Origin of the sequence: Microcoleus sp. AR_TQ3_B6 (genome assembly GCF_036702785.1) — a bacterium.
Lineage (GTDB): Bacteria > Cyanobacteriota > Cyanobacteriia > Cyanobacteriales > Microcoleaceae > Microcoleus.
In genome coordinates, this window is the sequence record NZ_JAUBVJ010000045.1 from 1 (window position 1) to 15,087 (window position 15,087).

General features: G+C 45.0%; 15 protein-coding genes. 7 read left to right on the forward strand and 8 right to left on the reverse strand.

The genetic code is table 11. From position 1 onward, the window contains the following. Nucleotides 1-312: 312 nt before the first annotated feature. Entirely contained in the window at nucleotides 313-783 is a 471-nt protein-coding gene (locus QUB56_RS20755; RefSeq protein ID WP_332957730.1) for a hypothetical protein, read from the forward strand. A gap of 304 nt (nucleotides 784-1,087) precedes the next feature. Here the strand turns inward: QUB56_RS20755 and QUB56_RS20760 are convergent, their stop codons facing one another. Together QUB56_RS20760 and QUB56_RS20765 are read right to left on the reverse strand one after the other, a co-directional pair. After that, entirely contained in the window at nucleotides 1,088-1,735 is a 648-nt protein-coding gene (locus QUB56_RS20760) for a Uma2 family endonuclease (RefSeq protein WP_332957732.1), read from the reverse strand. 171 nt (nucleotides 1,736-1,906) lie between these two features. Continuing rightward, on the reverse strand, nucleotides 1,907-2,686 hold the full coding sequence (locus tag QUB56_RS20765) for an ABC transporter permease (RefSeq protein ID WP_332957734.1): 780 nt from the start codon (nucleotides 2,684-2,686) through the stop codon (nucleotides 1,907-1,909). A gap of 127 nt (nucleotides 2,687-2,813) precedes the next feature. Here QUB56_RS20765 and QUB56_RS20770 point away from each other — a divergent pair, with 127 nt between their 5' ends. From QUB56_RS20770 to QUB56_RS20795, 6 genes are all read left to right on the forward strand, one after another. Continuing rightward, nucleotides 2,814-3,971, forward strand: a complete 1,158-nt coding sequence (locus QUB56_RS20770) for a DegT/DnrJ/EryC1/StrS family aminotransferase (RefSeq protein WP_332957735.1) — start codon at nucleotides 2,814-2,816, stop codon at nucleotides 3,969-3,971. Nucleotides 3,972-4,456: 485 nt separating this feature from the next. Next, nucleotides 4,457-4,579, forward strand: coding sequence for a hypothetical protein (locus tag QUB56_RS20775; protein ID WP_332957737.1), 123 nt, complete (start codon nucleotides 4,457-4,459; stop codon nucleotides 4,577-4,579). Nucleotides 4,580-4,655: 76 nt separating this feature from the next. Further along, entirely contained in the window at nucleotides 4,656-6,332 is a 1,677-nt protein-coding gene (locus QUB56_RS20780) for an AarF/ABC1/UbiB kinase family protein (RefSeq protein WP_332957738.1), read from the forward strand. Nucleotides 6,333-6,390: 58 nt separating this feature from the next. After that, complete coding sequence (locus tag QUB56_RS20785) at nucleotides 6,391-6,621, forward strand: hypothetical protein (RefSeq protein ID WP_332957740.1); 231 nt, start codon at nucleotides 6,391-6,393, stop codon at nucleotides 6,619-6,621. Beyond that, complete coding sequence (locus QUB56_RS20790) at nucleotides 6,588-6,962, forward strand: hypothetical protein (protein WP_332957742.1); 375 nt, start codon at nucleotides 6,588-6,590, stop codon at nucleotides 6,960-6,962. The genes QUB56_RS20785 and QUB56_RS20790 overlap by 34 nt, the downstream gene beginning before the upstream one ends. Before the next feature lie 212 nt (nucleotides 6,963-7,174). After that, nucleotides 7,175-8,125: an NAD-dependent epimerase/dehydratase family protein gene (locus QUB56_RS20795; protein ID WP_332957743.1), complete on the forward strand. Its 951-nt coding sequence runs from the start codon at nucleotides 7,175-7,177 to the stop codon at nucleotides 8,123-8,125. 3 nt (nucleotides 8,126-8,128) lie between these two features. Here the strand turns inward: QUB56_RS20795 and QUB56_RS20800 are convergent, their stop codons facing one another. The 6 genes from QUB56_RS20800 to QUB56_RS20825 all read right to left on the reverse strand — a co-directional run bounded on the left by QUB56_RS20800 (nucleotide 8,129) and on the right by QUB56_RS20825 (nucleotide 15,016). Then, on the reverse strand, nucleotides 8,129-9,151 hold the full coding sequence (locus QUB56_RS20800) for an Npun_R2821/Npun_R2822 family protein (RefSeq protein WP_332957744.1): 1,023 nt from the start codon (nucleotides 9,149-9,151) through the stop codon (nucleotides 8,129-8,131). Nucleotides 9,152-9,308: 157 nt separating this feature from the next. After that, a complete protein-coding gene (locus tag QUB56_RS20805; RefSeq protein WP_332957821.1) occupies nucleotides 9,309-10,181 on the reverse strand; it encodes an Npun_R2821/Npun_R2822 family protein in 873 nt (290 codons plus the stop codon). Between the two features lie 99 nt (nucleotides 10,182-10,280). Further along, the gene (locus QUB56_RS20810) at nucleotides 10,281-11,255 is read right to left on the reverse strand and encodes an Npun_R2821/Npun_R2822 family protein (RefSeq protein ID WP_332957746.1); all 975 of its coding nucleotides are present in this window, start codon (nucleotides 11,253-11,255) and stop codon (nucleotides 10,281-10,283) included. Between the two features lie 209 nt (nucleotides 11,256-11,464). Then, nucleotides 11,465-12,502: a DUF2278 family protein gene (locus tag QUB56_RS20815; protein WP_332957748.1), complete on the reverse strand. Its 1,038-nt coding sequence runs from the start codon at nucleotides 12,500-12,502 to the stop codon at nucleotides 11,465-11,467. Between the two features lie 128 nt (nucleotides 12,503-12,630). After that, on the reverse strand, nucleotides 12,631-13,605 hold the full coding sequence (locus tag QUB56_RS20820) for a glycosyltransferase family 10 domain-containing protein (RefSeq protein ID WP_332957751.1): 975 nt from the start codon (nucleotides 13,603-13,605) through the stop codon (nucleotides 12,631-12,633). Between the two features lie 214 nt (nucleotides 13,606-13,819). Beyond that, on the reverse strand, nucleotides 13,820-15,016 hold the full coding sequence (locus QUB56_RS20825) for a glycosyltransferase family 4 protein (RefSeq protein WP_332957755.1): 1,197 nt from the start codon (nucleotides 15,014-15,016) through the stop codon (nucleotides 13,820-13,822). Between the last annotated feature and the right edge of the window lie 71 nt (nucleotides 15,017-15,087).

Below are 15,087 nucleotides of genomic sequence, written 5' to 3' on the forward strand. Positions count from 1 at the left end.
ATCTAAAATCTAAAATCCCGAGAGTCTCCGAGTTGTTCGAGCACAATCTAAAATCTAAAATCTAAAATCTAAAATCCCGAGAGTCTCCGAGTTGTTCGAGCACAATCTAAAATCTAAAATCTAAAATCTAAAATCCCGAGAGTCTCCGAGTTGTTCGAGCACAATCTAAAATCTAAAATCTAAAATCTAAAATCCCGAGAGTCTCCGAGTTGTTCGAGCACAATCTAAAATCTAAAATCTAAAATCTAAAATCCATTGACGGCGGCCCCCCCTTGCGGCTACGCTGTGAAATTAAGGTTGCTTTGAGTGAAGATGAAGCAGCCCGCGTCGCCCGAAAATCTAGTTGCACTGCCCAAAGCTGTTAGCAGCAGCAATGGACAGCTAACCGCCAAACTGTTCGCGCCAGTGTGGAGGCTGATCGAGAATCTTAGCATTCTCTGCAGCCGCCCTGCTTGTCGTTACCGTGCGGGGCGGCTGGGTTTTTGGGTTTTCCTCGAAAACCAAAAACCAGGAGACCATATTATGTCACAGGAATTCGTGCCTGAGGATAACTCGTTCGTTAGCCCGGCCCTCCCAGACGATCGTCCAAAATCCGACTCAGCATTATCCGAACAAGAAGTCGTGCGGATATCGGTTGTCGGTTCCCGCAAAAGCGTGTTAGAAACCATCCACACTTTGTACAAGCTGGGATTTGCCCCTGTCGGGGATTGGAGTAAGTTGCAGCGAGGTCCACAGCCGGGACAAGTTGTCAGTGTCCTGATCCGGCGATCGGGCAAAGCCTAGAAATAGGCCTAGTTTCATAGGCGATCTCAGTGGCCGGATAAAATACACGATACGGCGATGAAATAGAGGACACGGCAATGCCCATTGGTGTCAACAAACACGTTAAACCGATAGTCCGACAGGGGTTGAAACCCCTGCCTCAAAGCTAAAGTCCTCTCAAGAGGACTGAAAAGAAAAATTTTTAAACTCATTAGTCCTCATAGCGAGGACTTTAGCTATAAGCCCCGTGGAATTCATTCCCTGGCGGACTACCGGGTGGGCCGGCTGACAGCTTAAGTTGACACCTATGGGCATTGCCGTGTCCCTACCCGATATCAGTATTTCCAGCAATTTCATCCGCAGTCAATCCCGCTTGAAAAACCTGTTGCGCCGTCAATTTCAACTCGGTAAAAGCTGCGGATTCGATGTTGTCATCTCCCCGAAATTGACTAACTTCATACTCACCATCAACCAACCGATAAATCGAAATAGTCGGTTGCTTGGGATTGCCAATAAATCTGCGACCCCCCAAACCGAGATAATCCACAATCCAATATTCGGGAATGCCGATTAGTTCGTATTCGCCCACCTTCCTGATGTAGTCATCTTGCCAGTTAGTGCTAACTACTTCAACAACGAGCGGAATTGATGCGCCTTGAGTCACAGTGGAGAACTTTTCCCAAAGAGGTTCTGATGCTAAATTGGTTTCATTTAAGATCAGAACATCGGGGGAATAAGCTGATTCGTTTTCGGGCGACTTAACTAATGCTTGTTTCGGGATGAAGTACGGAAGGTTTAATCGATCGAATTGCGCGGTCAATTTTTTGGCTAAAAAACCTATAACTTTCTCATGCTTTCCTAATGGCTGTGACATTTCAACAATCTCTCCGTTGTGCAGTTCATAACGTGCATTTTCTGGCTTCCATTCCGCAAATTCTTCAAAAGTTAGCGGTTTAGTTGCTGTTTGAATCATGGCTATTCTCCTTAGTGATGACTAGGGCGGGCTAGAAGCCCACCCCACAAGATAACTCACTCTTTGTGGAACAGGCATCTTGCCTGTTCATAAAAATACTGCAAAATGTAAGTTCTTACCTACATGATATTACCAATTATCAATGCCCAATGCCCAATGCCCAATTCCCAATTACCATTTGATCAATTGTGCGTCTTGATTGAAAAACTTCCGCGACAATCCCTCAGTCAACAGCAGAGTTGAAATTACAGTTGCCAGCGCTAACACAAACATAATCAAAATCTGGTAAGATGCTGCATCGCGAGGACTGACACCGCTCAGCATTTGACCAGTCATCATCCCGGGTAAACTTACGATTCCTACCACCGTCATTGTATTTAAGAGCGGGATTAATCCAGCTTTGATCGCATCTTTGCGGTACTGTTTTACTGCTTGCTGCGGCGTCGAACCTAAACTTAAATGGGTTTCTATTTCTAACTGGCTGCTATTAACTGTACTCAAAAGTCTTTCGCCCGCGATCGCCCCGGAGTTCATAGCATTGCCCAAAATCATACCCGCTAAAGGAATCAGGTATTGCGGTTCGTACCAAGGGTCAGGTTGCAAAATTAGCAAGTTTGTATAGGCGAGAGTCAAGGCCGTACTGATAAAAATTGAACCCCAAACTAAGGGCAGTAAGTTCTTGATTTTTTTGCTGATGCGGTTGCTGGCAACCATGCTAGCAGTTGTCAGCATGATTGCTAAAACTGCTAAAACCAGCCAAGGATTTTTCCCCTCCGGGTCAAATACGACTGCGAGCACGTACCCGACCAAGATTAGCTGGATCAGGGTGCGCCCCGCCGCGATCGCGATCGCCCCCTCCAACCCCAATCCCTGCCACGCCGAAAGCCCGATCGCGATCGCCACCATCCCCAAAGCCCAACCCAAATCTATAAAATCTAGCTCAATTAACACCAGTCCACCCTTTCGATAACGTGATTGTTTGCCTGTCCAAATATAAGATATTTGAATAAACGTTTCTGGAAAACAGTTTTGCTGCAAGAATTTGCTTTGATAATGCTTGAAATTTGTGGTGTGAAGAGTGAATAATGTTCCCCCCCTCGACTTAACCCGCCAATACGCCCAGATTGGCGACGAGATAACCGCCGCGGTGCAAAAAGTGCTTGCCTCTGGCGGCTACGTAGGCGGCCCGGCCGTCAAGAGTTTTGAACGAGAGTTCGCCGACTACATCGGCGTTTCCGAGTGCGTTGGCTGCAACTCCGGCACCGATGCCCTGATTTTGGCTTTGCGTGCTCTCAAAATTGGGCCCGGCGATGAAGTCATTACCACTCCTTTTACCTTTTTTGCTTCGGCTGAGGTAATTAGCGCCGTCGGCGCAACTCCAGTATTTGTCGATATTGACAGCGGGACTTTTAATCTCGATGTCGAGCTCATCGAAGCGGCAATTACCGACAAAACCAAAGCAATTATGCCAGTACACATCTTCGGCCAACCGGTAGACATGACTCGGTTGATGGAAATTGCGACTCGACACAATTTAGCCGTAATTGAAGATTGCGCCCAGTCGGTCGGTGCCCAGTGGCAGTCTCGAAAAGTCGGCAGCATCGGCCATGTCGGCTGCTTCAGTTTTTATCCGACCAAAAACTTAGGCGCTTGCGGTGACGGTGGCGCGGTGACGACAAACGATCCAGCCCTCGCAGCATCCATGCGAATGCTCAAAGAACACGGACAGTCCTCTAGGTATTTCTACGAAGAAATCGGATACAACAGCCGTTTAGATGCCCTGCAAGCGGTGATTCTCAGCATTAAATTGCGATATCTCGACAGTTGGAACGCCCAGCGACGTTCCATCGCCACACTTTACAGCGAATTTCTCTCCCGCGTGCCCGGAGTAGCCGTCCCCAAAGAATTGCCCTTGGCAAAAGGAGTTTGGAATCAATACACGATCCGCTTGACAAGTCCAGAAGACGCGCCAAATCCCTCTGGCGATTTTCGAGATTCGATGCGAGCTCAGTTGCAGGAATGCGGCATCGGTTCGATGGTTTACTATCCGTTACCTTTGCACCTGCAACCTGTTTACAAATCTTTGGGCTATGTTGTCGGTCAGTTGCCACAGGCCGAGCAAGTTTGCCGCGAAGTCTTGTCTTTGCCGATGTTTCCGGAACTGTCGAGGGATCAACAAGAGCGGACGATTTATGGACTCAAAGATTGCTTGGCTCATAGCGATCGCATCCGGTAGCTTTGGCGCGAGGGCAACAGCTACGGCAAACGCAGGAGGATAAAAGAATTGCAGGGTTGCAGGGTTGTGAGAATGTGCAGCGGCCAGTCGATTTTAGATTTTAGATTTTAGATTTTAGATTTGAGATTTACCCCACCGATAAATTTGGGAACTTGAACTAGGGTCTAAAATTTTTATTTTTCCACGACTTAAGTCGGGGGCTTGTATCCGTTTTTGGGCCTTGTCAGTCGATTTGAGATTTGAGATTTTAGATTTGAGATTTACCCCACAGATAAATCTGGGAACTTGAACTAGGGTCTAAAATTTTTATCTTTCCACGACTTAAATCGGGGGCTTGTATCCGTTTTTGGGCCTTGTCAGGGAGAAAGGTTAAGTATTTTGACGGATCACTTGTACTTTTATGTACTATATTTAATGAAAAGAAACAAATTTAGGCTAGCAATCCGCCTCGAACGGGTGCATTTTCCGCTCGCCTAAAACTTGGAATGCGATCGGTCAATGATGAAGAAGGAAGAAGGAAGAAGGAAGAAGGAAGAAGGAAGAAGGAAGAACGAAGAATATTTGAACTTTCGACTTCCAATCCCCGATGCCCGATGCCTGATGCCTAATGCCCGATGCCCGATGGCTGATGCCCAATTCTCAATTTAACCTGTAATTTTCATAAGATAAGAGGAAAATAAACGAGTGCCTCAGTATCAATTCACTCAGGCTAGACGCTACGATCCACAAGCGATCGCTCAGTATTACCGCAACCGTCCTTGGAAAGCAATTTGGCGCGCAATTACCGTTATTTGGTTTTTTGCAGGCTTCGTGCTGGGGATGCTGTGGGACAGTTGGCAGCACGAAGTCGCAGCACACCAGCCGGAACGGGCCGCCCACCTGCGACAAATACTCACTCGCTTGGGCCCCACTTTCATTAAAGTCGGCCAAGCCCTTTCTACCAGACCGGATTTGATCCGCAAAGACTTTCTCGAAGAATTGATCAAACTTCAGGATCAATTGCCGCCCTTTGACTCGGTGCGCGCTTTCGAGATTATTGAAGCGGAACTCGATCGCAAAATTAGCGAAACCTACAGCGAAATCTCCCCCGAACCTGTCGCCGCGGCAAGTCTCGGTCAAGTCTACCGAGCTCGCCTCCTCACCGGGGAAGCAGTAGCAGTCAAGGTTCAGCGACCGAATTTGCTGCCAGTCTTGAGCCTGGATCTTTATTTAATGCGCTGGGCCGCTGGATGGTTGGGCCCCTTGTTGCCGCTGAATCTCGGTCACGACCTCTGTTTGATCGTCGATGAATTCGGTATCAAATTGTTCGAGGAAATTGATTATATCAATGAAGGACGGAATGCCGAGAAATTTGCTACAAATTTTGCCGACGACCCGACAGTAAAAGTTCCGAGTATTTACTGGCGTTATACTTCAAAATGCGTTCTGACTCTCGAATGGATTGAGGGCATCAAGCTCACAGATATAGAACGTGTTAAAGCCGCAGGTTTGGATACCGATAGTTTAATTGAAGTCGGAGTCCGCAGCGGCTTGCGGCAGTTGCTGGAACACGGATTTTTTCACGCTGACCCCCATCCAGGAAATCTGTTTGCCTTAGCGGACGGCCGCATGGCTTACATTGATTTTGGGATGATGGATCAGATGGAAGAAACAACTAAAGAAACTTTGGTTGATTCTGTGGTTCATTTGATCAACAAAGATTACTTAGAGTTAGCCAAGGATTTTGTCAAACTGGGCTTTTTGACACCAGAGACAGATATTATGCCGATCGTTCCGGCGTTGGAATCTGTACTGGGTGATATCGTCGGCGAAAAGGTGTCAGATTTTAACTTCAAGACGATTACAGACCAGTTTTCGGAGTTGATGTACGATTATCCTTTCCGGGTGCCGGCGAAATTTGCCTTAATTATTCGCTCTCTGGTGACAGAAGAAGGTTTGGCCCTGACGCTGAATCCCAATTTCAAGATAGTCGAGGTGGCGTATCCTTATGTAGCGCGGCGTTTGTTGAACGGAGAATCTCCGGCACTGCGGCGGCGTCTGATTGAGGTATTATTCAAAGATGGCAAATTCCAGTGGAACAGGTTAGAGGACATGATCGCGATCGCTAGGTCCGATCGCAGTTTCGACTTGCTCCCCACGGCTCAACTAGGCTTGCAATTTTTGCTGTCAGAGGAAGGGTCGTTTTTGAGACGCCAGCTAATCTTAGCTTTGATTGAGGACGATCGACTTCACACCGAAGAAGTTCGCAGCCTGTGGAACTTAGTCAAGGAAGACTTGCAACCAGGTCGCCTGTTCAACGTTGCTCTAGGCGCTTTGGCTGAGTTTTCCACAGCAGGAGCAGCCACGCTAACTCGATTTTAATTAGAAGGAAGAAGGAAGAAGGAAGTTCGGCAACGGATTCGCTCAACGGATGTAACGGATGTCAGGAAGAAGGAAGAAGGAAGAAGGAAGAAGGAAGAAGGAAGAAGGAAGAAGGAAGAAAAATAATTCTACTGTTGCCAACTCCCAATTCCCAATTCCCAATTCCCAATTCCCAATTCCCAATTCCCAATTCCCCATTCCCCATTCCCCATTCCCCATTACCAACTTCCAATTACCAAAATTAAGGAATTATTCGTGTATTATTTTCCAGAGCCTCCCTATTTTTTAATGTCGGCGGGATTACTAGCAGGTATGGCCTCCGGCGTAGCATTTGAAGCAACTCTCAAACAAGCCGTACAACAGTGGTCTAAAAATCGTTCTACTCGCACCTTGGCTAACCTGCCAAGGCTGCAATTGGTCATACCTTTTTTGGGAATGGCCGGAGGAATTTGTGTATTTTTAGCTTCGGGGATGGAGATTTTTGGCTTCCCAAAACTACTTTGTTATGCGCTAGCTTTGCCGCTGACGCTACTCACGGGCTGGCTAGTTTGGACTCAGTTGGGCAAGCTTTTAATAGAGCTGGAACGCGGAGGTTCTCAAGCGCTGGATCTGGATTCTTTTGAACAATAAAAGTTAACTGTCAACCCTCTTTTCTGAGCAGGAATGGGGTTGATAGTTATAGATGATTATCATATTTGACGCTGTTTGAACGAACCGCAGAGGACACAGAGAACGCAGAGAGAAAGAAAAAAGAGACTCATAACTTATGCAGTAATTTTTGTGGCAGTAGTTTCTGTATAAAATCTAAAATTTAAAATTTAAAATTTAAAGTATCAAATCAAATGGGTATTTTTATTGTTACGGGTGCAGCAGGATTTATCGGATCTAATTTAGTAGAAACTCTTTTAAATCGAGGCGATACGGTGATAGGTGTTGACGAGTTCAACGATTACTACGATCCGGCCTTGAAGCGAAAAAATACTGCACATTTAGAAAAATATCCCGGTTTTGAATTGATTGAGGGGGATATTTTATCTCTGAATTGGCGAGGTCTTTTATCCGATGCAGAGGGAATTTTCCACCAGGCGGCGCAAGCGGGAGTCCGCGCCAGTTGGGGCGATGGTTTCCGCAGTTATACGGAACGCAATATTAACGCTACCCAAGTATTGTTAGAAGCGGCAAAAGATGCGCCCAATTTACAAAGATTTGTGTATGCATCATCGTCTTCAATTTACGGAAATGCTGAAGCTTTCCCCACGAAGGAAAACGCTTGTCCGCAGCCAGTTTCTCCCTACGGAATTACGAAGTTAGCCGGTGAACGTTTGTGCGGACTTTATTACAAAAATTTTGGCGTGCCGACTACTTCCCTGCGCTATTTTACTGTTTACGGGCCGAGACAGCGCCCCGATATGGCTTTTCACAAGTTTTTTAAGTCGATTTTGTTTGACGAGGCGATTTCAATTTTCGGCGACGGATTGCAAACGCGGGATTTTACGTTTATCAGCGATTGCGTTGCTGCGAATTTAGCGGCGGCTGAGGTTCCGGAAGCTGCAGGGGAAGTTTTTAATATTGGTGGGGGAAGTCGGGTGGTTTTGAAAGAAGTTATTGATACAATACAGAGGATAGTCGATCGACCTATTCGGATAGATTTTACCGAAGCTGCGACGGGAGACGCGCGGCACACTAGCGCGGATGTGTCTAAAGCCCAGAAAATCTTAGGTTATCAGCCGCAGGTTGCTTTAGAAGAAGGTTTAAGGCGCGAATGGGAGTGGATTCAGTCTTTGTACAGTTAGATACTATTTATCCCAGAAATTCCGCAACTTAAATTGAACATTGTTAACTTTTTGAATTCCCCAACTTTTGAGATTTCTCTGCAAGCGAACCAACAAATTTGGATGTGCGAGTTTTGGTTGTGTTTCCGGCGAATTCAAATAGCGGTAGTGCAGAAATACGTCTCGGTAGGGAATCTCAACATCTTCACCAGCACACAATTGATTAATTTTGGCAGCCGAAATACTCATGTAATGCAAATAAGTAAGCCGCCGTCCTTTATCATATAAAACATTATCTATCACATCAAATTGAGAAGACCAATGATTTCCCGTTACCTGTTGGGGTTGAGCGTATGCAAAGTTGTAAAAAGAGATTTTGCTGCGGGCGACTAAATAGTTAAGTAAAGATTGGTCCGCGCCCCGAACCGACATAATTTCCGCTTCTCCTGATGTTAATTTATCTAGAAATTGAGAGCAATTATTTCGATTGAAAACCCCGGCTTTTGACGCAAACCAACCCGCACAAAAAGTATGAGATGGCAGTTCGTCAATATTTAAAATTTGAGGTAACTTTGGGGAGGACAAATCAAATATATAATTGAGGTCTGATTTGTATTGAAAATCGTTTGCTACCCAGTCAAATTCATCTAGTTTTTGATAAATGTAATCTAGAGAACCCATTAACAGAGTGTCTGCGTCAAAATAGATAAATTTATCAAAAGGGCCGTCGAAACAACATAATTTCCGGTGCATTTCCAAACATTGAACAGGTTTTAAACCTTTTGATTGCCAAACTTTTTGAGCTTTTGCATGAGTTTTCCAAACTTGAGTCGCAAAGTCTTCCCAGAAAATTATTGAATCGCTATTTTCAAACAAGGTGACATGAGGACGAGTTGCAATTTCTAGTTGCACTTTTTTCAGTCGATTATCATAGGGAATTATACAAACAGGAATATTGTTTGCCCCGTTGACTTCAAGACTGTTTAATAAAGCCACTAAGTGGTCGAGCACAACATCGTTTGCTAGAATATAAATGCCATCAGTCATCGGATTTTAGATTTTAGATTTTAGATTTTAGATTGAAGAATTCAACTCGTTACTAGGCTAGGTCTGGAAACAGTTAATTTATTATGCCGCGTGGACTTTGTTTGTGTGCTTGCGTTTCTAGAGATTTCAATCGCCCTGTGACTACAAACAATATTATTTATCCATGCAACTCTCTAAATATTTTTTGCATTAAATTTGGTTGTTCCTCATTGAGATAACGATAATGTTTCCAAAGTTTCCAATAAGGACTACCCGATTTAATTGGGATTCCAGCCCAGTGAATATATTTTAACCTTTTGCCTTTGTCATAAAGAACATAATCTATTTCTTGAAAATGCTTGGAACCAGCCCAGCTTCCTGGTTCGGTTGCTGAATTTTTAACAAGATTGCAGCGCTTGGGAATCAGCTTAAGAATGATATAATTTAGTATAGGTTGGTCGGTGACATTTTGAGTAAAGTCAAAATATTCTCGATGCTGCGAACATTCTCGCAAAATTTCATACATTTGCGATTCTGTAATAGTTCCTTTTCGGGAGGCCCAAAAACCGCTGTTAAAGACATCTTGAAGCTGTGATTCAGTAAAGATATTCTGTTCTTTTACAGCGGGTGAAAATACATTTCGCAGTTTTTCGCTGAGGTGGTGGTAGTCGCAGCAAAAAAAGTCTACTTCTGATAGTTTGTTTAAGTTGGCTGCGATGTCTTCAAAGACGATGATATCGGTATCGATGTACAGAAATTCGTCAAGGGGGCCAAACCAGGCGGCGAGTTTTCGCATTTTGTTGGGGAGGGCTAAAAAGTTGCGATCGAACATTTGGCCAATTTCTCTGGTAAACTGTTCCACAAACTCCAGATTTGGGAACAATCGCACCCCGTGGAGACGGCTGAGTGCGGCTGTTACTTGCTGATAATTGTCGTCGAAGGGAATCAGAAAAACAGGCACTTGACAATTGTACAGACGTATGCTGTTTAAAAGGGCGATCGCACTTTCCATCACCTTATCATTCGCCACAATATAAATACCGCGACTCACATCAAATCCCTTAACATCAGAATAATTCATCTCTCTCTTCTCTAACTCTGCGTTCTGGAGCGTACTCTGTGGTTTAATCATAAAAAAATCCCAACTACATCAAACATTTATCCTCAACCTTCTCAATACCCTGGTTAACAAATTCGCCCCAGAAACCTCACTATAAGACTTTGGCGGTTGGGCAAAAATTGGCTGCTTGGACGGTTCGCGGAGATAGCGGTAATGCAGAAACAAATCGCGATAGGGAAACTCAATATTTTCGCCCGCACAAACTCTCCGAATTAAATCCGGCGGCACACCAATATAATGAATGTAAGTAAGTCGGTTTCCCTTGTCGTACAAAATCCTATCTTGCTCTTCAAAATGTTTAGAAGTGACGCTGCACCCAGTTTTTTCGCCATCCGGGAGACTGTAAGCAAAGTTATAGCTATTCATCCCCGTTTTCATCACCATATAATTGAGCAACGGCTGTTCTCCCGCACCTTCATAGAGAATTTCCGCCTCGCCAGAGTGCAGTTGAGCTAACAGCCATTCCCTAGTATCTTGCTCAAACAATCCTTGCTTGCTGGCGTAAAATCCAGAACAAAATATTTCCGAGTCTATCCGATACCGATCAAAAACTTCGAGGAGTTTTGGCGAGTGAATATTGTATACTTTAGTTGGATCGCGAAATTGAAAATCATAAACCACAAAATCCGATTTCTCTAACTTCTGAAAAACCGCATCAAGGGAATTCATCACCAAAGTATCCGCATCCATATAGATAAAATTGTCAAACGGGCCGTCGAAAGCGCAAAAGCGCCGATGTGCGCCGTAAAGCCGGAATTTTTTGCGGTTCAAACGCTCGGGTGCGGCTGCTTCCATGAATTTGTCCCATCGCTGAATAGATGGGCTATCTTCATAAATAAAGACATTGGGGCGGTTAACAATTTCAGCTTTGATTTGCTCTATCTGGTCGTCGAAAGGATAAATGCAGACAGGAGTATTTGACCCTAAGATAACTTCAATACTGTTGAGCAAAGCAATTAGTTGGTCGTAAACTGTATCGTTGGCAAGCGTGCAAATTCCATTCATATTTAGTGAATAAATTTTGTGGTAGGGTGCGTCGCTTGTCGCATATTTGTAAGTAGCAAGAATTGTTGGTAGCGAGGCACCCTACAACGGCTGACCGCCTGTGCGTCCAGGACTATCAAAGAAACCGGGTTTTTTGCTGTTACTGTCGGCTGCATGGCGTCTTCTGGGAAAAAAACCCGGTTTCTGACCACCCGTGCGTCCAGAACTAATTAAAACACGATCGTCCAACCTTCGCGCTGTGCTTGTTGCTGAGTGTACGACACGCCGTCAACTTTCAAACCTTCTTGATTTAGCAGCGTAATCAAGCCACCTTTTTTACTCAACTGCACGTTTCGTGGCAAGGTAACGACCACAGTAGCACCAGCAGCAACCGTACCGGAAAGCCTATGCTTGTTTTTTAACTTATCTGCGATCGACCATCCAGTCAAATCGATTGCATCCGGTGAAGCATTCAGCAGCGTTACGGTTTCCTTTCCAGCATCTTCACCCACAGGACTTGCTAACGCCGCCACAATTCTGACAATATACTCAGGTTCTAGAACTTTACCTCCTGTGACAGGTTTGACAGGAGGTTTGCCGATAACGGGTGAGGGTATAGTGTCGATGGGCTGTCCCGAATTGTCATCAGTGTGCCAAGTTTGCGATTGAAACTTCAGGAAAATGCCTATCCAGCGGTTCTCTGACGGGAAGTGTACCAGCATTCCGCCGTCTTGCCAAACGCCGTTATCCTTGGCAAACTGGCCGGCATTCCCCTGATTCATGTGGATGTCGTGAATGCCGTTACCGGGCGAAAAACCGAAGATTTTGTCTTTGATGGTTTCCGGCCCCCATTTCTCGCCGAAAGCATAGATATGAGCTGATTCATCCGACATTGCCCGCTGCACGTATTTATCAATTTTCTCGTTTAAGTCATTATCCGCACCAGGTACATCGAAGGGTAGAGGTATCATTTTAGTGCGATCGAACAAATTACCGCGAATAAAATCAAGTGCCAAACCACCGGGCTTTCTCTCCAGTTCCTTGAAGCCCAAAGGCAAATCTGCCAAATCTGCCAAAATGGGATAAGAGAAATTTTCATCAACCAAATACTCTAATTCCGACGGTTCTACCTGCGATTTTACGTTGATAGCAATTCGGTAGTCTGTATCTTCCGAAACTAAGTGAACTTGGTAATGAGCATTAGACGTAATCCCCAAACGCCGTCCCACAGGACGACCTTTTAAAACACCGTAATTCTTTAAAGCCACAAGCTTCTCCTCGGTAGTTCAAAATATACAACATACTCTACAGGAGCGATCGTACTCGCCAGTCAAGCCGCCCCTTCATCCTGTCACCCCTGCCCCAAGAAGTTATCATAGAAATCAGGGTTCTTGTTTTACGAATCATTAACATTTATTTCCCCATCTACAAACTTAGACAGCCAATTGAGCAAGTTTAATTCATGGAGAATGATTTGTCTGGCTTCGGCAATTTTCTCCCTCGCTTCATGCCAATAATCTGCCGTAGCCACAACCTGTTTAATAAATTCTACTCCTTTCTCATCCAAACTCGGCAGCCGCAGAAAACTCCCCGCCGGCAACAACTTATCCGCCGCCGAACCGCCGTAATAAATTGGCAAACACCAAGCTAACAAAGCATCCCAAAGCTTCTCGCTGACATACCAATCGTTTTCGGCATAATTTTCAATAGCTAAGTTGTAATAGTATGGCGCGACGGCGTGCCATTTATTGTTCACAGTCCCATTCCCCAGGGCCCAAGTTGGCAAGTTTCGCCCGTAAAGGTCAAAATCCAATTTTTGCGATCGCAGCAATTTGATAAAGTCTAATCTGTGGCGGTGATTGGCGCTGCGGCTAACACCTGAAGTAATCCAAGAACAGGATTTAGTTTTCGGCGGTGCAGGCATTTCATCTAGTTCTCGAAACGAGTTAGAGTGATACCAAATCGCGGGCATATAATCGGGTTTGGGTGCGAAATCGTCGGGTCCGGAAACGTAACCGCAATAAAGTTTGGCTTGTTCGTAATTGGCTTTGGTAATTTCAATAACTTCTGGTAATGGTGGCTCGCGGATCAGGTAAATTATGCGTTCCTTGGGGACACCGCGCAATTTTTCTCGAATGTCATTTTCGGGATTTTGGGGGTTTGGACGGCGGATTTTGTCGATCCACGATTGCTTTTTGGAAGGTTTGGGAAAGTCGAATTGATACATGAGTAAAAAGTCTGGTTCTGGGTGGTGGGCGAGCATTTGAATTTTGCCCCATTTGCCGAAGTTGTGGGGGGTTTGTTGCCACAGCCAGTCGCTTTGGTTCATGCCTGGATAGGTGGTGATTGTGCCGATGATTTTTGGGTTCATATCTAATAATAAATCTGGTTTTTGCGTGTGGCGGGGCGGTTTATGAGATTATTAGTTTTAGGCGATGATTGTTGGTAAAACCTGCCCCTACGGATTTTAAAAATGATTCTACTCGTTACCAGGCTCTGCCTGGTAACGCAGATCCGGAGGAAGAGCCTCGATTTTCGCGAGGCAGAGCCTCGGGACATTGATTAAGAGGCGTTTAGCCTGGAAGTTAACCAGTTATTGAAACTGATTTAGGATTGCTATAACTCAAAATTTTCTCTATCCTATTTTCCCAGGAAAATTGCTTGACAAAATTCAATGTTTCTGCATAACCTTCGATTTTCCTCGGATATTTGGTTAAACAATCTCGAATGCTTTGCGCGAAATGGTGCGGGTTATCCGGTTCGCACCAAGTTGCTGCTATATTTCCCGATTTAAATTCCATTAAAGATGCAATCTCCGTCGCTACAATCGGGGTTCCCGATGCCATGTAATCAAAGAACTTTAAAGGAGATGTGAACGTCGCGGCCTCTGTCAAACAGTGCGGGTGAGTCAAAATATCGGCTGATTGCAGCAAGCTAGCCAGTTGATTTTGAGGCAGGTAGCCGAGAAATTTAATGTTGTTAACTTGCTTGGATTTGGCTAACTGCTGGTAGCCTGTTACTTGGGATAAATCACCGCCCGCGATCGCAAATTGAACTCGCGGCAACAAAGCGGCCACATCCACTAGCATATCGACACCTTTAAACGGGTAAAGTCCCCCTGCATAAACTGCTAAATGCTGTCTGTCATCTTCTAATAATTTCTGTCGCCAATTCTGGGCAGCTTCTGTTTGTCTCGCGAGAAACAAATGGTTAAAACCGTTGTGCAGCGTAATTACTTTTTCCGGCGGCATCCCATTCAAAATCATGCTGTCTCGCACTGTATCGGCAACAGTTACGGAAATCTGAAACAGAGGATTGCGGACAATTTCTGATTCAAATTGCTTGTTTTCATGGTGGTGCTGTTCGTAGATAGCGGGAATTCCGTTTTTAACTGCTGCTTTGACAAAGTTCCAGTCCCGGGTATGGACTATTTGAGTCGATTTAAGCAGGTGAATCGGTAAATAGTATTTTGATACTATGGTACTCGCACTCGTCCACTTGTTATCCCAAAGGTCGATCGGCCAAGGCATGGGCAAATCTGCTACTTTTAATTTTTCCTGAATATTGTAAATTTTGGCAAATTTGTCATCCGGTTTCCTCGGTTGAAAAGGAAAAAGCAAATCAACCGGATTCCAAGCACTCCAGCCTTTGCGGAGGTATACCAAAACTGCTGGATAACCGAGATTTGCTGCGGCATTGGCAGAGTGCGCAACTTGAACTAAACTCGCTACATTGGGTTGCGGCAAGATATTTCTGGTAAAAAATACATAATATTTAGACATCGTAATTGGTAATTGGTAATTGGTAATGGGAGGCACAGCCGACCGATTTGTATTCCCAGATCTAGCCGGGA